Here is a 20,545-nt window from a genome sequence, read left to right as displayed (position 1 = left end):
CGGTCCGTGCAGCCATGTCCTGGCCGGCCTCCTTCGCTTCGTCGAGGAGGAACCGGTAGCCGAACTCGGGGTCGTCCCTGTGGGCGTCGAACAGCGCGTTCGCGCGGTACGCCTCGACCAGGTCGGCGTCGGTGACCGGGCTCTGGAGCCAGCGGTAGTAGGGCTGGCGAGCGATGTTGAGGACCCGGCACGTCACCGTGACAGGGATCCCGTCGACGGCCAGCTCGCGGACGAGCGGGTACATCATTTTCGGCTCTTGTGACGCTTCCGTGGGTGGTTGATCGCGCCTGAACGGCCACACGCCGCTCCCGCTCTAGGTTCTGGCTTGTCGAAGGTCAGAAACAGCAGAGCGGAGAACGGCGTGCGAAACGCCAGCCTATGGCGCGCCCTCTTGGGCGTCGAGAACACCGTCATCGAGGACGTCGAGTTCGACGAAGTAGACGAGGTCGTCGTCGCGCACGTGCGGCCACGACGAGCTCGGCGCGGCCGTTGCGGGCGATGCGGCACGCGGGCGTCGTGGTACGACTTGGGCGAAGGACGCCGGCGGTGGCGCGGACTGGACCTGGGCACTGTCGAGGTGTTCCTCGAGTCCGACGCGCCTCGGGTGAACTGCCCGATCCACGGGCCGACCGTGCGGCAGGTTCCCTGGGCCCGTCACGCGGCGGGCCACACGCTGGCGTTCGACCAGCAGGTCGCGTGGCTGGCGACCCAGTGCTCGAAGTCCGCGATCACTCAGTTGATGCGGATCGCATGGCGCACCGTCGGGGCGATCATCACTCGGGTTTGGGCCGACACCGCCGATGGGATCGACGCGTTCGCCGGGCTGCGCCGGATCGGGATCGATGAGATCTCCTACAAGCGCAACCACAAGTACCTGACCGTGGTCGTCGATCACGACACCGGCAGGTTGGTGGGCCCGAGCCGGGCGCGACCGCGCCACCCTGGAAGCGTTCTTCGACGCACTGGAAGCCTCCGGTGAAGGCAGGGGTGCCCAGATCACCCACGTCACCGCCGACGGCGCCGAATGGATCGCGAACGTCGTCCGCGACCGGTGCCCCCAGGCCGTGCGATGTGCCGACCCGTTCCACGTCGTCGGATGGGCGACCGACGCCCTCGACGTCGTGCGGCGCGACGCCTGGAACCAGGCCCGTCGCGCGGGAAACACCAAGCTGTACGGCTGGGCAGCTGGTCGCCGTCTCGTCATCTCCACCGGTCACGCGCGAGCTCTCAAGAACGCCCGATACGCACTGTGGAAGAACCCCGAGAACCTCACCGCCCACCAGCAGGCGAAGCTGGCCTGGATCGCGAAGACCGACCCGAAGCTCTACCGGGCGTACCTCCTCAAGGAAGGCCTCCGCACCGTCTTTCGGCTGCCACCAGATGAGGCTCCCGAAGCATTGGACCGGTGGATCTCATGGGCCCGGCGTTGTCGCATCGAGTCGTTCGTCAAGATCCAGGCGCGCATCGCCAAGCACCGCGCCGAGATCCTCGCCGCGATCGACCACGGCCTGTCCAACGGCCTCATCGAGTCGGTCAACACCAAGATCCGGCTCATCACCCGCGTCGCGTTCGGCTTCCGATCACCCGACGCCCTCATCGCCCTCGCGATGCTCAACCTCGGCGGCCACCGACCCGCACTGCCCGGCCGATGACCCACGGATCAGTCAGAAGAGCCTCATTTTCCCGGCAGGTTCGCCTGGGACAGGTAGGCCGCCGCGCGTCGCAGGACTTCGTTCTCCTGCTCCAGCAGCCGCAGCCGCTTGCGCAGCTCGCGGTTCTCGGCGTTCTCAGCCGCCGTTGTGCCGGGCTTCACGCCGTCCTCGACGTCGGCGGTCTTCATCCAGTTCGTCAGGCATGACTCGCTGATGCCGAAGTCGGCAGCGATCTGCTTGAGGTGGACGCCCGGCTCACGGTTCCTCGCGACACGGACCACGTCGTCGCGGAACTCCTTGGGGTACGGCTTCGGCACAGTGCACATCCTTCCAGCGGCACCTCTCGGCACCACAGATCAGATGTCACCTATCCGTGCAGCAGTCCCCCTGCGGCTTCTCTGGTGGAGCCTAGGGGACTCGAACCCCTAACCCCCTGCTTGCAAATTCCGCAAAAGCAAGGGGTTTGAGCCAGATTCACGCTCGTGTCGAGAACCTAAGGGGGACAAGATGACCCCGAACTAGCCATCCTTTCCCCCACTGGTCCCCCAGGATTCAGTCCCGCACCAACGCGTTATGGGGATAGAGTACCTCCGTGGCACGGAGACGAGGCTTCGGCGAGGTAGAACGGCGGCAGAACCAAGCCGGTCAGGTCACCTATCGCGCCCGATACGCAATGGGGGACGGCACCCGACATTCGCGCACGTTCGCGACGAAGATCGACGCCGAAGCCTGGCTCGCTGCCGAGCGTGGCCTCATCGACCGCGAGGAGTGGAGTCCTCCAAAGGCGCGGCAAGCCGCGCAGGAACAGCGGCGCCGGCAGGCGTCGGTCAACACGGTCGCCGGCTTCGCCGAGCGCTACCTGGTCGACCGCGTGCTGAGGCCAAACACCATCCGCACCTACCGACAGCTGCTCGACGCTCGGATCCTCCCCTACTTCGGAGAGATGCCGCTGATCGACGTCAGCCTCTCCGAGATCAAGTTGTGGCGGGCGTCCCTCGACCCGGAGGCCGTCGCGGCCAATGCGGCCGCGTACCGACTGCTGCGCGCGATCCTCCAGGCCGCGGAGGAGGAGGAGTTGATCGATCGCGCTCCACCTAAGATTCGCGGCGCCGGCTCGGCGCCGGTGCGCCGGGTCGCTGTGCCCGCATCCCTCGATGAGATCACGACGATCATCGACGAGATGCCCGACCGGCTGAAGCTCCTCATCGTTCTGGCCGCCTTCGTCGGGCTACGCCAGGGCGAACTCCTGGAGCTGCGCCGCTCGGACGTGGATCACCGCTTGGGTTGGATCCACGTCGCACGCAAGGTCGACAAGGACGTGATCCCGAACGCCAAGGGCGCCTGTCCCAACTGCGGCCGAGCGATCAGCGCGCCCAAGACCTCGAGCGGTGTCCGCACGGTGCACGTGCCACCGCCGTTTCTGCCGATGCTTCAGAAGCACCTGATCGAGTTCGCTGAGCGTGGGCCGAATGGCCTCCTCTTCCCCGGCGACCGCACCGACCACATGAGCGCCCGCTACCTGATGGACCGCTACCGCCCCGCGCGGGAGAAGGCCGGTCGCCCCGACCTCACGATCCACCACCTACGCCACACCGCGCTCACCATGGCCGGCCAGCACGGCGCCACCGCCGCCGAGCTCCAAGCGCGCGCCGGTCACGCCTCCCAGGCGGCGATGGCGATCTATCAGCACGCCACCCTCGACCGCGACCGAGTGTTGGCGGAGAAGATCGGCGCGACCTACGACGCCTGGAGAGAGCAGCGCACATAGCTCGTCGCGATCGGGTACAAGTCGGGCAGGGTTCGTTCCCCACTCAGCGAACCTCGCGGGGAAACTCGCCAGTGCGGCACCGAGGGGCGGCCGGACCGGCGTATTGAGGAACCGCAGCGACCAAACAGACCCGGCAGCTGAGCTCCGCGTGGCACGCCCCAGAAGCCCGCGAGCTTCTCGACGGCCCCGTCGCCGAGTGCAGGAGCACCGACCACGGCCCGTTGAACGCGTGAGCGTCACACCTTGCACCGACGGCGGTGACCGCCAACGGACCACCTCGCTCTGAGCTGGCTCACTAGTCTATTCCGGTCGTCGCGTCTCGATACCCCGAGAGCCTGGAGACGAAAAACATCCAGGTGCTTGTCAGTGCGCCCTTTAGGACGTCAAAGCGAATTCCACTACCTTCAGCCGATTCTGCGAGAACAAGATAGACTCCGGCGGATTCTGGGTCCTGTGCCGCGTACCACGCAAACTTATTCGGCCTAAAGGTCGACGTATCGTCGACTATCGCACCATTTCCAAATATTTCATCTCGCCATGCATTCCACTGCTTGGAAACCCTCTCCGCTTCAGCAATAGCGTCGCGCACTTCGTCGCCGTCATCTTCTGCGGCAAAGTATCCCGACTCGACCGGAAAGCGATATTGAGGGTCCGCAAGGTTCGACACAAAGACGTGGGCAAACTGCGTCCTATCTTTTATGAGAATTTCAGAAGGTCCCATTTCTGCATAATTCAAGTCGCTCGAAGCCGCGGCAACTCGCACGAGCTTAGCCTCTGATTCGTGAGTCTTCCGGAAGACGGAGAGTCGCCAAGCACCATGCTGAAACAACGATTTCGCGACCTCACCAAGGAGCTTCTCGGGCGAGGATTCAGACAGCTTTCTCAAAAGCAGTGCGTTTTCGGCCTCAACGTCTTCTAACCGCCGACTGCGCCGTGCCATCCACGCGAGGCCAATAGCGCCCAGGACAGCGCTCGACAGAATTCCACCGGCCCGCCACCCGCCGGTGACACTGGGTGCGTACTCAAGAATCGGGATGATAACCGCTGTCTGAGCCGTTATCGCCGCAGACACGGCCCACTGGTGTTGATTCCACCAGCTACCCTTCGCAGCATCCTCTTTCGTACCCATCAGTCGAACGCGGAACTCTCGGCGTCGGACAAGTTTTCGAACTCGTCGGATTCCTCACCCGAATCATTCATCTCTGCCACGATCTCGCCAAGTTGCTCCGCGGGCAACGGCACGCCCGTCGGTCCCTGGGAAGCATCCTGCGCAGCGATGTCTGCGCGGAGGCCTTCTGAGAACCAATCCGGCACCTCGGCAGACACAGTCCTGATCAAGCGAGCGAGCGTGGGATCGAGGTGATTTGCGATGGGCCTTAGCGTTTCCGTCGTAGCTCCCAAGACCGATACGAGGGCGTCCTCATCGACCCAATAGCCCACCGGGAGTGACTGCAGCAGCGCTTCAAGCCTTTCTTCGACTGCCGCCCCGGCTTCATGCCGGTCGAAGGTTCTTGCCGAGGAGACCGGCTGCGCATTGAATTCGGACAGGATCAGCTCGGCAAGCGCTACACTCCGAGCTTGGATCTGCTCTGGCAAGAACTGGTCGAGGTCCGCCAGTCCGCGATTGAGCCGAAGTGCCGAATCTCTAAAGTAATCGTCTCTCTTCTCTTCGAATGAGGCATTTCCCATCCCCGAGTTGTTCTCGGTGAGGGTCAGATTGCCAAGCGTATGAGTCAGCGCCTCGGCGTCGTCAAGGTCGACGCCCGCAACCGCGAATTGCTTCATCCAGGCCTCGGAAAGCTGCTGCGGCATTACGTGCTCAATGGTCGATTTGGCCAGACTCGCTGTCTCGCGGCCCGGGAGCTGACGCTCGGCCGATGACAGGAGGAACTTCACGTACCTCCGGGCAGAGGCATAGATCGGGTTGGACGCGACACTAGCCAATACCTGAGAGTCGGTGGGCCAGTAGTATCCCTGACGACTAAGAGTAGCGCGCATTTGTTCCGCTACCGGGACAGATTCTCTGCTTGCCTCGAGTTCAGAGGCAATTGGCGTCAGCAGCCGGTTGAGCTGATTGGTGGGCACTCCGTGCAGAATCCGCTTCACCAGGTAGCTCAGTAGCACGGTGATCGCCTCTGCGGCATCCTCTTGGGTAATGGCGCCTGACACCGCGCTCTTCAGGATCCAGAGGGCTGCTGGGGTCGCTGGCTCGGATCGCCATTCCTTCAGCGCCGTCAGCGACGAATAGAGGGGCTTCGAAATCCGCTTGTCGTTGACTGCTCGATTGGGGTCGCGGATAATGAGGAACAGTAGGTGGTCATCGTAGATTTCTTTGAGTTGCGAAAGCGCGCCCTGCTGGCGACGATTTCCACTTAGAGGCGCGAGGTGGTCCCGGAACCTGCGCTCGAAGGCGGGAAAGAGCTCGTCGCGACTGGTCTTGGGATTCAGTGCAACTTCTCTTGCCCATAGGAAGGTCACAAACTCGCGGTCTGGAGACTTGGCTCGAGGATTTACGAGTGCCTCTTCCATTGGTATCCAGTATTTGTCATGGGCGATCTCGGCGTCCACGTCGCCGATGTGATGCAGAATCTCATTTCGCACCAGGTCAGCCGCCGACAAATCCATTCCCTTGGAGTTGAGGGTGTTGAAGATGCTGTTGACGGAGTCGCCGGATTTCGTGGTGATCTCAACAATGAGCATATGGAGAAGTAGGGTTGTTTCGAGGTGAGCGAGTGAGACCTTCCCGTCAGCCCGGACTCGCTCGATCTCGGATCTGAAATAGTTGTAGGCGATCCCCATATCACCCGTAGCCACACCTTCTCGAACAGTCTTTCGGTAGGCTTCCCGATCCAGCTTCGTCGGAACGAGGCGTTCGGGGTAGTCGTCGCTAAATGGGTTCCGCAGATATTGGTCATCGATTGCACTGGGATTCCACTCAGGCTCCGCTGTCTGACGGACATCCCGCAGCGCCGCTAGTAGGAGGAGAATGGTCGTTAGCCGCTGCTGACCGTCGATGACCTGGTGTCGCATCAGCGTCGAAGCGGGGCCGAGCGCGGGGTGCAGAACCACGCTCCCCAAGAAGTGTCCGTGAAGGGAGTCTGGGTCCTCCGGGTGGTCAACTTGAGCCTCCGCTAGGAGGTCGTTCCACAGCTGGCTCCACTGGGCTTTCTTCCACGTGTAGCGCCTCTGAAACGTCGGGATCAGGAACACCTTGGAACCCTGAACCAGCTTCAGCACGGTCGTAGCCGTTGCCTTCATGCTTCTCTCGCCCACTTTCGTCCGAGTCGCGCCAATCTTGCCTGAGCGATCCGGCGGTTGGTGGAAGATTGCTGATCTCGGCTCACCTGTGGCCACGCGACGTCCTACCGGGCGGACTTCAGCATGGAGCGGTGAGCCGCGGCGCCGGTGCTTTGATCGTGAGGTCGGCCGCGTGGGCAAACGCAGCGGGGTCACGCAACATGCGGGTCCTACCAGGCAAGCTCACTGAGCTCTTCGTGGAAGGGTGCAGAGCGTCACAAGGCCCGAGCCAGCTGCCGGAGGTTCTCGACCCGCTATCCGCGACCGACGTGGTCCGGCTGCGGCCAGTGATCTGACTAAGGCACCACCGCCCTACCAGTCCTTCGCTGATGGCACCGGCCGCATCATGGCCTCCAGGTCATCGGTCTTGATGCGGATGGTCTTGCCGCAGCGGTAGGCGCGCAGCTCGCCGGCGGCGATCTTTCGGCGGATGGTCTTGGCCGAGAGGCTCACCCAGATAGCGGCGCCGGTGATGCTCAGCCAGCGGGGTCGCTCGTTGGCAGGTCCGACGGTCGCGGCCATGTCACTCACCGGCCTTGAGGAAGCGGCGCAGCTCGGCGACGGTCGTGTAGAGGCGACCGTTGCCGTTGAAACGCCACCAACGCGGGCCGCGCTTGAGGCGGCGCCACTCGCGGACGGTGCGTTGCGGCGTACGGATGAAGGCGCAGAACTCCTCGAACATGAGGATGTGGTTGTCGTCCCACTCGTCGGGGACGCCCAGCGGCTTGATGCTCATCGATGACTCCCTTGGGTTGGCGAGCGACCGACGTCGGCCGCTCCAGTCACCTATGTGCGAAAGGCGGTTCGCAGCGATCAGGTCCGAGCAGGGATGTCAGCGACCGACGCCGCGGGCGCGTTGCTGAGCACCTGTTGTCGGCCGAACCTCGGATCGGTCGCGCCCGAGCCGTCTCGGCGCCGGGGTCCAGGACTCGTCGGGGAGGCGGGTGCCGTAGCGGTCGATGTCCTCGTCGACTCGGGTCGCGGCGTGGCCGGGGCCGAGGTCGGCGCGGTCGCGGCCGAAGACCTCGATCCACTGCTGGCGTGCTTCGTCGATGGTGTCGGCGACGAGGTGGGCGACGTTGTTGTGGCGGCCGCGGGTCATGGCGACGTACGCCGCGGCGGCGCCGGTGTGCTCGCCGACGACGAGGTGGGCGGAGTCGACGGTCTGGCCCTGGGCGCCGTAGGCGGTGGAGGCGAAGGCGAGCTCGACGTGGTCGCTGACGTAGTCCTTGGGCAACGTGCGTTGGCCGGCGCGGCCGGCGACGATCAGGCTGCCGTCGTCGCCGATGCCGGCGACCGTCCAGACGTCGCGGTTGGCGACGCCGAGGTCGCGGTCGTTGCGGCGGGTGGCGACGCGGTCGCCGAGTCCGATGCGTTCGCCTCGTCGGGTGATCGGTTCACTGACGTGATCGCTACCGGGCTGTCGTCGGTCGCGGATGGCGGCGTTGATGCTCGCGACCTGTTCGCGGGTGTCGGCGATGATCAGCTCGTCGCCGCGGGCACCGATGTCGGCGACGGCGGCCGTGCGTTCGACGTTGCTGGCGTGCACGACGACCTGCCCGCGCTCGAGGAGGGCGTCGAACACGGTGGCGGGGCGTTCGCCGGTGCGCATGAGGAGGCTGAGGTCGGCGTACGTCTCGTCGCTGAAGCGGTGGACGGACTCGAGCTCGAGGTGCGCCTCGGGCGGCGCCCATCGGGCGGCAAGGTCGAGGACGCCGCCGCGGCCGACGGCGGGGAGCTGGTGGCGGTCGCCGAGGAGCGCGATGGTGGCACCGGCGTGGTCGGCGATCGCGAGGAGCGCGCGGGCGGTGTCCTGGTCGAGCATGCCGGCTTCGTCGACGAGGAGTACGTCGCCGGGGAGCAGCCGCGCTCGTGCGTCGGGGGTGGCGTCGACGCGTGACCAGTGTCCGTCCTCGTCCCACCGGAAGCCGTGTTGGTGGATCAGCTTCGCGGCGGAGAGGGCGTCGGCGCCGACCTGTTCCTGGGCGGCTTGCGCGGCCTTGAGCGTCGGGGTCACGACGACCAGGCGGCGGTCCTGGAGTTCGAGGGCGCGGTGCGCGGCAGCGAGTGTGGTGGTCTTGCCGGTGCCAGCTGCTCCTTCGATGACGAGTACGCCGGCGCGGCCGGCGAGTGCACTCACGACCTCGCGTTGCGCGGCGTCGAGCTGGCCGCCGCGAACGACGACGGGCTCGATCGGTTGCAGCGCGCGGGTGGCGATGGCGTCGATGAGGTCGGCCTCGACGGCGAGGACGTGGTCGGAGGTGAGGTTGCGGATGTGGTCGGGGACGTCAGCCCGGTCGCGCAGGGTCCTGCAGGTTCTAACGGCGCGGGCGGTAATGTCTTCGGTGAGCTCGACGCGTGCCGGTCGTTCGGCGACGAGTCCCAGCGTCGCGATGACCTTCTCGGCTTCGCCGCGGATGTCGGCGGCGTTCCAGGACGATCGCTTGGCGCCGAGTCGGGTGAGGATGAGTTCGGCGACGGCGTCGCGTCGTACCTGGCCGATGGTCGCCGGCTTCGCGATGGATGGCTCGACGGGCGGGCGGAAGCCGAGGTCGTGGAGCTCGTCGTTCCAGCGGCGGACGAGGTCGGCGCCGTCGGCGGGTGCGACCTTGTCCGGGCGGGCGTCGGACCAGGCACGTCGATCCCAGGTGCGACGCAGCTTCGGGCCGGGCTCGTGTCCGGGGTTGTCGGCGCGCCACTCGGCTTCGTACCGGTCAATGTTGCGGCCGATCTGTGAGGCGCGTTGGCTGAACCGTCCGGCGTACGGCGCGAGCTCGTTGATCTCGCCGGCGTCGCCGAGCGTGTAACCGCGGGCGGCGAGTGCGGCGCGGAACTGCGGGTCGCACATGACGGCGGCGTGGCCGATGCCGTTGAGGGCCTCGATGGAGTCGACGACGCCGACGGAGTGGAGGCCCCGCCAAGCGCCGCGGGCGAAGACCCGGGCGTTGATCTGGAGGTGGAGGTGTCGGTGCGGGTCGCCGGCTCGGGAGGTGTAGTGCCGGACGACGGCGGCCTCGATCTTCCCTACGGGCACCTGGACCTGTCGGCCGCGTGGTCCGACGCGCGTCGTCGCGTGCTGCGCGACCCAACTGATGACCTCGCCGGCCGCGCGCGTCTGCGCGTCCTCGTAGGCGTCGGCGATGTCGGGGTGGAGCGCCGCGGCGAGCGACCAGGTCTTGGGTCCGTTGACGACGACCTCGACGAACCGGAGGGCGTGGTCGTCGTCGCGCAGTCGACCCTTCGACTGGCCGGTCGCGACGTCGTACCCGGCGACCCAACGTTCGTAGCTCGGGCCGTCGAGGTCGGGGCGTCGTTCAGTGCACACGCCGTCGTCGCCGACGGTGACCGCGTAGTGCTCGGCGACGCCGCTGCCCTCGGCGAGGTAGTAGTCGTCGGCGCGTGAGTGGTCGGCCTCGACGTAGGAACGCGCGGCAGCTGCGGACCCGCGGTAGAACTTCACTCCACCGTGCATGATGTTGCTGTCACCGCCCGTCACGTCTCGTCAAAGGCCTCTGAAATGACGCTGGTCCGTCCCCCCGGGGGGACGGACCTTCTACGGACCTTCGTAGCATGCGTGCCGCTGGTTTGGGAGGGTTGGGGACGGCGTCGGAGCAGGTGTGTTCAGGCTTCGTCAACGGACGTCAATGAGGATCGGATCGACGGCCTCAGTGAGCGCGCTCGGATGGAATGGTCAGAGGCTCAGGAAGTGGGCCAGGAGTGGGTGCGCGATTCGACGAGCCGTCGAATTGCCAGAGCGGCCGAGTGGTCCCTCGAGCGAAGGATGGCCTCCACCGGACGGCCGTCAACGACATCGAAGACCGCGATGCGGGCCAACCGGATACCTGGAAGAAGGTCCTTCACGGCGTCGTAGAAGGCACGTTGTCGCCACCGCGGCGACCCCACGCCAGTGAAGTCTCCCGGCGCGGAAGCTGTGCCGAAGTAGCGGGGTGCAGAGGCGTTGGTCCAGCGCCCGCCCGAGATGAACTTCCGTGCGAGGTCGGCCTCATGGACACGCGAATAGTCGCGATAGGCACTCACCCAGGGGAGCGCTTCGGCCCAGGGAAATGAGAGCGTCGTTGCGCGGTACCGGTTGAAGTGTTGCTCCTCGTCGAGCTCGACGATGAGGGGGCCGTCGGTGGTAGAAACACACAGATCGAACGCGCCGGGCTGGGCTTGATGCAGCAGGTCTGGGTTCCCGTTGAGGGCCCGATAGACGTCGTTGATACGGACTCTCGCGACGTCGGGAACTTCGTTGATCCTGGGCCTCGGTGGTCGCTCAGCGGCCATGAGACCGCCCGCCTCGAGCAACTCGGAGAGCGCTGCGGCCCGAGCACCGGTACGGGTCATCGCTTGCCCTCCGCCGTCGGCATCGCTGCCTCCAACGCGGCCGCCACGGCTTCGAATTCGGCAAGTGCGGCGGTCAGGTCCTCGACGATCTCCCGGGCAATCACCTCGGGCGCTGGAAGGTTGTCCATGTCCTCGAGCGATTCGTCGCGCAGCCACGTGATGTCGAGGTTGACCTTGTCGCGAGCGATCAACTCGTCATAGTCGAAAGACCGCCAGCGGCCGTCCTCGCCGCTCTCAACGCGCTCGTCGTGCGCCTTGCCCGGAAGGTACGAGTCGACGAACTCGTCGAGGTGGTGGCGCCGCAGCGGGTTCTGCTTGAGCGTGAAGTGCTGGTTGATTCGCAGGTCGTAGACCCACAGTTTCTTCGTCCACGGCTCCTCCGACGCGGGCTTCTTGTCGAAGAACAGCACGTTGGCCTTCACGCCTTGGGCGTAGAAGATGCCGGTCGGAAGCCGCAGCATGGTGTGCAGGTCGAAGTCGGCCAGGAGCTTGCGGCGCAGCGTCTCGCCGGCGCCGCCCTCGAAGAGCACGTTGTCGGGGAGGACGACGGCCGCACGGCCGTTGATGTCCAGGATCGTCATGATGTGCTGCAGGAAGTTGAGCTGCTTGTTGGACGTCGTGACAACGAAGTCCTGCCGCTCGATCTCGGTGTCCTCACGCACCTCACGACCATCGGCGCCGACCATGGTCAGCGACGACTTCCGACCGAAGGGCGGGTTGGAGAGGACGACCGACCAACGCTTGCCTGGGTCAGCGATGAGTGCGTCCCGAACGTCGATAAGCGACTCACCGTCGGCGGAGCCGATGCCATGCAATAGCAGGTTCATCGCAGCAAGGCGAGCCGTACCGTCGACCAACTCGTAGCCGTTGGCGAACGTGTCGCGGAGCTTGTCACGCTGGGTGGGGGTGAGGTGCTCCGCGTCCTTCGATGCGAACTCGTGCGCAACAAGCAGGAAGCCGCCGGTGCCGCAGGCGGGATCGACGACGGTGTCGTCCGGCGTGGGCTGGATGACGTCAACGATCGCGTGGATGAGATCCCGAGGAGTGAAGTACTGCCCAGCGCCCGATCCCTTGTCCGAGGCGCCCTTGGACAGCAGCTCCTCGTACGCGTCGCCCTTGACGTCGGTGCCTGACTCGGACCACTTCTCCTGGTCGATGAGGTCGACGATGAGCCGCTTCAGCTTGGCGGGGTCCTGGATCCGGTTCTGCGCCTTGCGAAAGATCGTGCCGAGCGTCCCAGGCTGCTGCGCGAGACCGACGAGGATGCGGGTGTACTCGACCTCGAGCTGCGTGCCTTCGGCATCGAGCAGCCGTTGCCAGGAGAACTCCTCGGGCACGATCAACTGCGGCCTGAGTTTCCGGGTCGCCCGCTCGTGGGCCATCTTCAGGAACAGAAGGTAGGTCAACTGCTCGGTGTACTCGATGACGCCGACGCCGTCATCGCGCAGGACGTTGCAGTAAGACCAGAGCTTGTCGACCAGGCGACGAGAGTCAGACATCCACGGGTTCCTTGTTGGTGAGCTTGCCGGCGAATGCAGCAGACAGAAGGGCCTTGCGCAGGCGGGTCGCGTGGAGCACCTGTGTGTTCACGGACGACCTCAACCGTTCGACCTCAGAGATGAGGTCGGCACATCGCTCAACCGCTTCGCGCTGCTTCGCCAGACTTGGCAGGTCGACTCGAAGCGCGGCGAGTCGTGCCCGCCCCAGGTGGTTGATCCCCACCCCGCGCGCATCCGGCATGAAACGGCCGGCACGCGCCTCGGCCAGAAGGTACCTCTGCACAAACGCGGCATCCGCACCGTGGCACCGGACCCTAAGCAAGGTGTTCTGGAAGCAGACGTCCTTGGGCACGCCGGAATAGAGGACTGACTTGCCGACCTCCGCAGGGCTTCCAGAGGCTTCGGTCAGAAGGATGTCGCCGTGCTCAAGACGGTAAACTGCCTCTTCTGGCTCCGTGAAATGCATCTCCTTGACGTCATCGAGCCGCAGACTGTCCCAGTCGACATTGGCTGCGCGGAGGTAGGGACGCATCCGGTCGCCGGAATGATTCTTCGGCGATCGCTGACGCCCGAGCCGAACCTCGGCAATCGCCTGAAGTTCAACGGCACGCGCTCCGGGGAGGTTGTGCGTCGCCAGCCATAACCCGGCAGTGTGCAGCGCCTCAGACCGCGCGAGCGCCGTCTCAAGGCCGTCGCGGGCTGCGTCGAGACGGGAGAGGTGGTCTTCGAGTACGGCGACGACGCGTCGCTGCTCATCCATCGAGGGCACTGGGACCGGGAGCTGTGTGAATCGCCCGTGCGTGAGGTTGAGGCCGCTATCCGAAATGCCGGTCTTCATGGCGTCGATGGACCTCTGCGCATCAGGACTGAGCAGCCAATACTCTAGGAATCTCGAATCCACTCGCCCGTCCGGGCGGAACCTGTACATCTTTCCCGACATCATCAACCGTGACGGCGTGCGGCGAACAAGCGCCGGGACACCGCAGCGGGACCTCGGGCCCGCGCAGGTGATGAGCAAGTCGCCCGCTTGCACCTCTATTCCGGGCTTCGGTGCAAGCGTCTCCGGCAGTTCCTTGTTGTGTTCCGGTTCGAAACGACCTGCCTGAATCGCGGTCGTCTTGAGCACGCCCCAGCGATCAGGCCCGGCAACGTGCGCGTGGCACTTAGGGCTCCACCCTTGCTGGACAAGCCTCTTGTTCGGCTGCGGGACCAGTACCTCGGCAAGAGTCAGCCACTGCCATGCGTCAGTCACGCGGTGAGTTCCTGGTTGAGTGCGTAGAGCAGGTCGCCGGCTCCATCGCCGAGGTCACGGAGTGCACCGTCGATCCCACCTCGCTCGGTGAACGGGGCTTCGTCGAGATCGTTGGCGGTGATCCCGGCGGAGGCAGCGATGACGGCGACCATCCGGTCGAGCCACCACCTCTCGGTCTCGCTGAACGTTACGCCCGCCTGTCCCTGCTGGGCGAGCCAGGCGACGTACCTCTCCTGAACCAGATCAGCGTAGGGGACGAGCTCATCGTCGACACCAACGGTGTAGCGCAGAAGCGAAACGAGGTCGGTGAGGGAGTGACCGGTTCGAGTCCCGTTACTCCCTCGGTAGTTCGCCCCGAGCGCGACGTAGGCGTCCCAGATGAAGTCCGGTGTCCAGTTGTAGGGCGGCCGAGAGATGCGGTCGGCGAGCTCCTGGATGTCGGGAAACGCGATCCGACGTTCCGTGGACTCTTGGATCACCTGGATCGCGGTGATCTCGGCGCGGTGCTCGGCTAGGTAGGCCTTCCACGACTCGATGGTGACCTTGGCTCGGTCTGTGTCGACCACGCCGTACGCGTCGAGCAAGGTGTCGCGGCTGACCTCGTCGATGACGCGGTCGTGCGCCCGGCGGAGTTCGATGATGCGAGTGCGGAGGTCGGGGTTGGCCGCAATTGGCTCGATGGCCGCATCCAGCAGGTCCTGGATCGCGCCACCCGCCTCGGTGTGCCTGGCCTGCCTGTCGGGGTCGACGGCGTCCACCAGCGCACGGACGATTGTGCGGAGCGGCTGGCCGGCGACACGGTCGAGCTCGGTGCGCTCGTCCGGGGCGAGCTGAGCCTCCAATGCGGAGAGCCGCGAGGCGAGGGTCGCCGTCTCGGCCTCGGTGAGGTTCAGCGTTGCGGCCTTGTCCAGCAACTGCTTGAGGCTGATCGACTTGTCACGGTTGAGCGGGGGCTCAACGTACTCATGCTCGGTGACGCCGACGGCATCGACAAGCACGAAACGGGTCTTGTTCTCGGCGTCCGGAGTGACGCCTTGGAAGGTGGCCTTATCGATGGTGCGGGCGCCGCGGCCCTTCATCTGCTCGAAGTACTGTGCGGAACGGACGTCGCGCATGAAGAACACGCATTCCAGCGGCTTCACGTCCGTGCCGGTGGCAATCATGTCTACCGTCACCGCTATGCGGAGGGTCGGGCTGGTGCGGAAGGCCTGGAGCTGGCCTTTGGGGTCTCGGGCGTTGTAGGTGATCTTCGCGGCGAAGTCGTTGCCCTTGCCGAAGACCTCGCGGATGGTGGTGACGATCTCCTCGGCGTGGGCGTCGTCCTTGGCGAAGATGAGTGTCTTGGGAACCGTGGAGCGGCCGGGGAAGATCTCGGTGAACAGCCGATCGCGGAACGTCTCCAGGACCAACCGGATCTGGGACTTCGCCGTGACCGCTCGGTCGAGCTGCTTGCCGGTGTACTCCAGGTCCTCGTCGAGCTCCTCGAGCCGCTCGACGCGGGTGCGGCGGTCGACCTTGGGGACGATGGTGCCGGCCTCGATCCTCGATCCCTGCTCGCTGATCTCGGTCTTGATCCGGTAGATGTCGAAGTCGACGTTGACGCCGTCGGCGACTGACTGGGGGTAGGTGTACTCCGAGACGAGGTTCTGCCTGAAGAAGCCGAAGGTCTGCTTGCCAGGCGTCGCGGTCAGGCCGACGACGTGGGCGTCGAAGTACTCCAGCACGCGGCGCCACACGCCGTAGATGCTGCGGTGAGCCTCGTCGACGATGACCAGGTCGAACGCCTCCGGTGGAAGGTCTAGGTTGTAGGCGACCTCGACGGGAGCGTCGGGGACGAAGTCGTCGATACCCTGGTCGTCGCCCTCGGGGACCTCTTCGTTCTTCAGGACCTTGAACACCCGTTGGATCGTGGAGATCGCGACCTTCGTGGAGTCAGGCATTCCGCCGCGGTTGAGCTTGGCGACGTTGTAGAGCTCGGTGAACCGGCGGCCGTCGTCAGGCGTGCGGTAGTTCTGGAACTCCGCGAGCGTCTGCTCGGCAAGGTTGTTGCGGTCGACCAAGAACAGGATCCGGTTGAAGCCGCCCCACTTCAGCAGCCGGTAGGACTGGGTAACGGCGGTGTATGTCTTGCCAGCGCCCGTTGCCATCTGGACGAGGCTGCGGTCGAAGCGCTGCTCGGCGAGGCTCTTCTCGATGCCGTTGATCGCGGTGATCTGTGCGGGCCGCAGTGGAGCGGTGTCCAGCTCGGGAAGGTTGCGAATCCTCCCGCGCCATGTCGCGGTGTCGGGATCGTCGTTGGCTGCCCGGATGGTTCGGGCGAGTGTTCCAGGCCTTGGGAAGTTGAAGATCGCCCGGGCTCGCGGCTCGGGGTCGAAGCCGTTGGTGAAGTGGGTCTCGCCGCCGGATGCCTCGAACACGAACGGCAGTCGGCCATCTGTCGTGAGCGCCTTGAGTCGCACACCGGCCGGTAGGCCTTCGGCGTACAGAGCCGACTGCCACTCCACTCCCGATAGCGGCGTTCCCTGCGGCTTGGCCTCGATGACACCGACAACGGCCTTGTCGACGTACAGCAGGTAGTCGACACGACCGTGGCCGGGCTTCATCACGACCTCGCGGACGGCGATGCCGGGGCCGGCGAAGAGGTTGAGATCCTTCTTGTCCTGGATCACCCAGCCAGCAGCCTCGAGCTGCTGATCGATGAGCACGCGAGCGCGCTGCTCAGCGGCGAGCCGATGTGCTTCATCCGAGGGGCTCATGATTCAGCAGGCTATCGAGCGGTCGACGTCGAGACAGCGGTTTGACGACGGATCGCTGAATCCCTCGACAGCCTGCGCTGGATTCCTTCCCCCTACAGTCCCCCTAGCACCCGATCTCGAACCAAACCAGAGCACTCTTGAAATGAAGGAAACCGCAGGCTGACCTGCGGTTTCTCTGGTGGAGCCTACGAGACTCGAACTCGCAACCCCCTGCTTGCAAAGCAGGTGCGCTACCAATTGCGCCAAGGCCCCTCGCCCAGTCGTACGACGACCGGGCGGGTGTTCAGTTCTTGGGGAGGGTGTCGGTGGCCTGGGCCCAGAGGGCCTGCTCGGCCTTGCTCTCCTGGAGCTTCTTGCCGGCGACGACGAGGCCGACGACCCCGAAGACCGCGAGAAGAACCTTCTTCATGCTGCTCCTCCTTCGAAGAAGCCCCGGTCCGCGATGTACGCAGCCGGGGCTTTCCGTGGGCCTAAGAGGACTTGAACCTCTGACCCCCACATTATCAGTGTGGTGCTCTAACCGTCTGAGCTATAGGCCCGGGTGACTCGCCGCTCTGGGTGGAAGCCCCGCGGCAGCAAGCCGAGGACAGACACTACCGGAGCGGGTCTGGCCGGGACAAAACGAGGGGCCTCTCTCGGGACCGCGGGTGCCGGTGGTCGCGGGAGGCGAGCCTTCAGCCGAGCCGACCTTCGTGCCGCCGGGCGGACCTGACCTCTGTCCGCCTCGACCGCGACGCTCGCCCGAACGAGCTCAGTTGTCCTCGGCCAGGGTGATCTCGACGCCGCCGAGGAGCGCGGCGGACATGTTGTAGAGGAACGCGATGAGCGTGGCGGCGGCGGTGATCAGGACGACGTCGATGGCGGCGACGAGCATGGTGAAGCCGAGGACGCGGCTGGTGCCGACGTAGTCCTCGATCCGGAAGGATGCGACGTCCTCGCCGCCGATGCCCTCCTGGATCGTGGAGTTGATCGAGTCCCACACGCCGGCGGCGCCGAGGACCTGCCACACCATCGCCACCGACACCACGGTGACGACGGCGAAGGCGATGGACAGCAGGAACGACGTCTTCATGACCGACCAGGGGTCGATCCGGGTCAGGCGCAGGCGGGCGCGTCGGGGGGCGCGGCCCTTGGCGGGGGCCGCCGCGTTCCCGGGTACGCCGCCCGGCCCGGTCGGGGGGACGGGCCCGGGCGCCGAGGGCGCGCCGGCAGGGCGGCCTGCGGCAGCCGCCGGCCGGACCACCGTGTCCTCGACGCGCTCAGTCATCAGCCCTCACTCTCCCCGCCGGGCTCGTTCGTGCCCCCGGATCCCTCGATTGTGGCATCCGGGGCCTGAACCTGCGATTCCGTCGAGCCCTCACCCGGACCCTCGCCCGCGCCGTCGGCACCCTCGACCGCACCCTCGACCGCACCCTCGACCGCACCCTCCTCGGGCGCCTCCTCGTCGGCGTCCTTGGCCTCGACCGAGCGGGCCACGACGGCGACGGCGTCGCCCTTCTTGGGGCTGACGAACTTCACGCCCTGGGTGGCGCGGCCGGTCGGCCGGAAGTCGTCGTTGATGGGGCTGCGGACGACCTGGCCGGACTGGGTGATGGAGAGCACCTCGTCGCCGTCGATGACGATGAACGCACCAACCAGCGAGCCGCGCTCCTCGTTCTCGAGCTTCATCGCCTTCACGCCGAGTCCGCCGCGGCCCTGGATCTTGTACTCGGAGATCCGGGTCCGCTTGGCGTACCCGCCGTCGGTGATGGTGAAGACGTACTGGACGTTCTCGTCGCTCTCCTCGACGGCCGCGTCGGCCGCGCGGATCACGGTCATCGAGAGGACGGCGTCGCCGTCGCGGAACTTCATGCCCGTGACACCCGACGTGGCCCGACCCATCGGACGAAGCTGCTCGTCGTCGGCGACGAACCGGATCGACTGGCCCTTGCGGGAGACGAGCAGGATCGAGTCCTCGCCGTTGACCAGCTCGGCGCCGATCAGCTCGTCGTCGTCGTCGCGGAAGTTGATCGCGATGACGCCGGCCTGGCGGGGGCTGTTGTAGTCGCCGAGGCGGGTCTTCTTGATCAGGCCCTTCTTCGTCGCGAGGACGAGGTACGGCGCCTGCTCGTAGTCGCGGATCGCCAGCACCTGGGCGATCGACTCGTCCGGCTGGAACGACAGCAGCCCGGCGACGTGCCCGCCCTTCGCGTCGCGCGAGGCCTCGGGCAGGTTGTAGACCTTCGTCCGGTAGACCCGGCCGGCGGTAGTGAAGAACAGCAGCCAGTGGTGCGACGTGGTCGAGATGAAGTGGTCCACCACGTCGTCGCCGCGCAGCGAGGCGCCGCGCACGCCCTTCCCGCCGCGCTTCTGGGTGCGGTACTGGTCGGCGCGGGTCCGCTTGGCGTAGCCGCCGCGGGTGATGGAGACGACCTGGTCCTCGTCGGGGATCAGGTCCTCCATGGACATGTCGCCGGCGGCCGCGATGATCTGGGTGCGCCGGTCGTCGCCGTACTTCTCGACGATCTCGCTCAGCTCGTCGACGACGATCTGCCGCTGCCGGGCGACATTGGCGAGGATGTCCTTGAGGTCGGCGATGATCAGCTCGAGCTCGGCGAGCCGGTCGATGATCTTCTGCCGCTCGAGGGCCGCGAGCCGGCGCAGCTGCATCTCGAGGATCGCGTTGGCCTGCAGCTCGTCGATGTCGAGCAGCGCGATCAGGCCGCTGCGCGCCTCCTCCACCGTCGGCGAGCGCCGGATGAGGGCGATGACCTCGTCGAGCATGTCGAGCGCCTTGACCAGACCGCGCCAGATGTGGGCGTCGGCCTCGGCCTTCTTGAGCCGGAACTCGGTGCGGCGCCGGATCACGTCGACCTGGTGCTCGACCCAGTTGCTGATGAACTGGTCGATGCTCAGCGTGCGGGGTACGCCGTCGACCAGGGCGAGCATGTTGGCCGAGAAGTTGGTCTGCAGCTCGGTGTGCTTGAGCAGGTTGTTGAGGACGACCCGCGCCACGGCGTCGCGCTTGAGCACGATCACGATCCGCTGGCCGACCCGCGACGACGTCTCGTTGCGGACGTCGCTGATGCCCTGCACCTTGCCGGCGTCGGCGAGCTCGGCGATCTTCACCAGCAGGTTGTCGGGGTTGACCATGTAGGGCAGGTCGGTGATGACCAGCACGGTGCGGCCCGACTTGTCCTCGTCGACCTCGATGATCGCGCGCTGGGTGATCGAGCCGCGGCCCGTGCGGTAGGCCTGCTCGATGCCCTCGCGGCCGACGATGAGCGCGCCGTTGGGGAAGTCGGGGCCCTTGATCCGCTCGATGAGCGCGTCCTGCAGCTCCTCGCGGCTGGCGTCGGGGTGCTCAAGCGCCCAGACCGCGCCCTCGGCGACCTCGCGCAGGTTGTGCGGCGGGATGTTCGTCGCCATGCCGACCGCGATGCCGGCGCTGCCGTTGACCAGCAGGTTGGGGAACCGCGCCGGGAGGATGGTCGGTTCCTCGGTCTTGCCGTCGTAGTTCGGGGTCATGTCGACGGTGTCCTCGTCGATGTCCCGGACCATCTCCATGGCCAGCGGCGCCATCCGGCACTCGGTGTACCGCATCGCCGCGGCGGGGTCGTTGCCCGGCGAGCCGAAGTTGCCCTGCCCGTTGACCAGCGGGTTGCGCATCACCCACGGCTGGGCGAGGCGGACGAGGGTGTCGTAGATCGCCGAGTCGCCGTGCGGGTGGTAGTTACCCATCACGTCGCCGACGACGCGGGCGCACTTGTTGAAGCCGCGGTCGGGGCGGTAGCCGCCGTCGTACATGGCGTAGAGGACCCGGCGGTGCACCGGCTTCAGGCCGTCGCGTACGTCGGGCAGCGCGCGGCCGACGATGACCGCCATCGCGTAGTCGATGTAGGAGCGCTTCATCGACTCCTGCAGGTCGACGGGCTGGATCCGACCGCCGCCGCCGTCGCCGAGGTTGCTCTGCGTCTCAGTCACGATTGCTCTCT

General features: G+C 66.0%; 14 protein-coding genes, 2 tRNA genes and 2 pseudogenes. 2 read left to right on the top strand and 16 right to left on the bottom strand.

Translation table 11 applies throughout. From position 1 onward, the window contains the following. Positions 1-247, bottom strand: a pseudogene (locus ACPZVR_RS22980) (IS3 family transposase); the annotation flags it as partial. Between the two features lie 114 nt (positions 248-361). On the opposite strand from ACPZVR_RS22980, the pseudogene ACPZVR_RS22975 reads away from it, so the two are divergent. Beyond that, positions 362-1,652: pseudogene (locus ACPZVR_RS22975) on the top strand (ISL3 family transposase). Positions 1,653-1,675: 23 nt separating this feature from the next. On the opposite strand, the gene ACPZVR_RS22970 reads toward ACPZVR_RS22975, so the two are convergent. Beyond that, on the bottom strand, positions 1,676-1,969 hold the full coding sequence (locus tag ACPZVR_RS22970) for a transposase (RefSeq protein ID WP_436702007.1): 294 nt from the start codon (positions 1,967-1,969) through the stop codon (positions 1,676-1,678). A 275-nt stretch (positions 1,970-2,244) separates the two neighbouring features. Between ACPZVR_RS22970 and ACPZVR_RS22965 the strand changes: the two genes are divergently transcribed. Beyond that, the gene (locus ACPZVR_RS22965; RefSeq protein ID WP_436702006.1) at positions 2,245-3,420 is read left to right on the top strand and encodes a tyrosine-type recombinase/integrase; all 1,176 of its coding nucleotides are present in this window, start codon (positions 2,245-2,247) and stop codon (positions 3,418-3,420) included. Between the two features lie 295 nt (positions 3,421-3,715). On the opposite strand, the gene ACPZVR_RS22960 is transcribed toward ACPZVR_RS22965, so the two are convergent. From ACPZVR_RS22960 to gyrA, 14 genes are all read right to left on the bottom strand, one after another. Further along, positions 3,716-4,549 (bottom strand): hypothetical protein, encoded by an 834-nt coding sequence (locus ACPZVR_RS22960; RefSeq protein ID WP_436702005.1) that lies wholly within the window; start codon positions 4,547-4,549, stop codon positions 3,716-3,718. Further along, complete coding sequence (locus ACPZVR_RS22955) at positions 4,549-6,657, bottom strand: DUF262 domain-containing protein (protein WP_436702004.1); 2,109 nt, start codon at positions 6,655-6,657, stop codon at positions 4,549-4,551. The genes ACPZVR_RS22960 and ACPZVR_RS22955 overlap by 1 nt, the downstream gene beginning before the upstream one ends. Before the next feature lie 372 nt (positions 6,658-7,029). Then, positions 7,030-7,239 carry an excisionase family DNA-binding protein gene (locus ACPZVR_RS22950; protein WP_436702003.1) on the bottom strand — a complete coding sequence of 70 codons (210 nt, stop codon included), beginning with the start codon at positions 7,237-7,239 and terminating at the stop codon, positions 7,030-7,032. Between the two features lies 1 nt (position 7,240). Next, positions 7,241-7,453 (bottom strand): DNA-binding protein, encoded by a 213-nt coding sequence (locus ACPZVR_RS22945; RefSeq protein WP_203043109.1) that lies wholly within the window; start codon positions 7,451-7,453, stop codon positions 7,241-7,243. A gap of 96 nt (positions 7,454-7,549) precedes the next feature. Then, positions 7,550-10,213 carry a MobF family relaxase gene (gene mobF, locus ACPZVR_RS22940; RefSeq protein ID WP_436702002.1) on the bottom strand — a complete coding sequence of 888 codons (2,664 nt, stop codon included), beginning with the start codon at positions 10,211-10,213 and terminating at the stop codon, positions 7,550-7,552. Positions 10,214-10,416: 203 nt separating this feature from the next. After that, positions 10,417-11,064 carry a DUF7255 family protein gene (locus ACPZVR_RS22935; protein WP_436702001.1) on the bottom strand — a complete coding sequence of 216 codons (648 nt, stop codon included), beginning with the start codon at positions 11,062-11,064 and terminating at the stop codon, positions 10,417-10,419. Then, complete coding sequence (locus ACPZVR_RS22930) at positions 11,061-12,563, bottom strand: type I restriction-modification system subunit M (RefSeq protein ID WP_436702000.1); 1,503 nt, start codon at positions 12,561-12,563, stop codon at positions 11,061-11,063. Before ACPZVR_RS22930 ends, ACPZVR_RS22935 begins: the two co-directional genes overlap by 4 nt. After that, the gene (locus ACPZVR_RS22925; RefSeq protein ID WP_436701999.1) at positions 12,556-13,815 is read right to left on the bottom strand and encodes a restriction endonuclease subunit S domain-containing protein; all 1,260 of its coding nucleotides are present in this window, start codon (positions 13,813-13,815) and stop codon (positions 12,556-12,558) included. The genes ACPZVR_RS22930 and ACPZVR_RS22925 overlap by 8 nt, the downstream gene beginning before the upstream one ends. After that, complete coding sequence (locus ACPZVR_RS22920) at positions 13,812-16,571, bottom strand: type I restriction endonuclease subunit R (protein ID WP_436701998.1); 2,760 nt, start codon at positions 16,569-16,571, stop codon at positions 13,812-13,814. The genes ACPZVR_RS22925 and ACPZVR_RS22920 overlap by 4 nt, the downstream gene beginning before the upstream one ends. Before the next feature lie 176 nt (positions 16,572-16,747). Further along, positions 16,748-16,823, bottom strand: a tRNA-Ala gene (locus ACPZVR_RS22915). A gap of 31 nt (positions 16,824-16,854) precedes the next feature. Then, the gene (locus ACPZVR_RS22910; RefSeq protein WP_436701997.1) at positions 16,855-16,980 is read right to left on the bottom strand and encodes a DLW-39 family protein; all 126 of its coding nucleotides are present in this window, start codon (positions 16,978-16,980) and stop codon (positions 16,855-16,857) included. Between the two features lie 56 nt (positions 16,981-17,036). After that, positions 17,037-17,110, bottom strand: a tRNA-Ile gene (locus ACPZVR_RS22905). Between the two features lie 212 nt (positions 17,111-17,322). After that, positions 17,323-17,838, bottom strand: coding sequence for a DUF3566 domain-containing protein (locus ACPZVR_RS22900; RefSeq protein WP_436701996.1), 516 nt, complete (start codon positions 17,836-17,838; stop codon positions 17,323-17,325). Beyond that, positions 17,838-20,534, bottom strand: coding sequence for a DNA gyrase subunit A (gene gyrA / locus ACPZVR_RS22895; RefSeq protein ID WP_436701995.1), 2,697 nt, complete (start codon positions 20,532-20,534; stop codon positions 17,838-17,840). Before gyrA ends, ACPZVR_RS22900 begins: the two co-directional genes overlap by 1 nt. Positions 20,535-20,545: the final 11 nt, after the last annotated feature.

Source organism: Nocardioides segetis (assembly GCF_051390595.1).
In the GTDB taxonomy this organism is placed as follows: Bacteria; Actinomycetota; Actinomycetes; order Propionibacteriales; family Nocardioidaceae; genus Nocardioides.
The sequence above is the reverse complement of the archived record's forward strand: the minus strand, read 5'-3'. Positions and strand labels throughout refer to the sequence as shown.

What these genes read in the sequence shown, in the direction of transcription:
- ACPZVR_RS22945 (WP_203043109.1), bottom strand. Translation starts at nt 7,453, where the DNA reads ATGAGCATCAAGCCGCTGGGCGTCCCCGACGAGTGGGACGACAACCAC.
- ACPZVR_RS22910 (WP_436701997.1), bottom strand. Translation starts at nt 16,980, where the DNA reads ATGAAGAAGGTTCTTCTCGCGGTCTTCGGGGTCGTCGGCCTCGTCGTC.
- ACPZVR_RS22935 (WP_436702001.1), bottom strand. Translation starts at nt 11,064, where the DNA reads ATGACCCGTACCGGTGCTCGGGCCGCAGCGCTCTCCGAGTTGCTCGAG.
- ACPZVR_RS22950 (WP_436702003.1), bottom strand. Translation starts at nt 7,239, where the DNA reads ATGGCCGCGACCGTCGGACCTGCCAACGAGCGACCCCGCTGGCTGAGC.
- ACPZVR_RS22930 (WP_436702000.1), bottom strand. Translation starts at nt 12,563, where the DNA reads ATGTCTGACTCTCGTCGCCTGGTCGACAAGCTCTGGTCTTACTGCAAC.
- ACPZVR_RS22960 (WP_436702005.1), bottom strand. Translation starts at nt 4,549, where the DNA reads ATGGGTACGAAAGAGGATGCTGCGAAGGGTAGCTGGTGGAATCAACAC.
- ACPZVR_RS22900 (WP_436701996.1), bottom strand. Translation starts at nt 17,838, where the DNA reads ATGACTGAGCGCGTCGAGGACACGGTGGTCCGGCCGGCGGCTGCCGCA.
- ACPZVR_RS22920 (WP_436701998.1), bottom strand. Translation starts at nt 16,571, where the DNA reads ATGAGCCCCTCGGATGAAGCACATCGGCTCGCCGCTGAGCAGCGCGCT.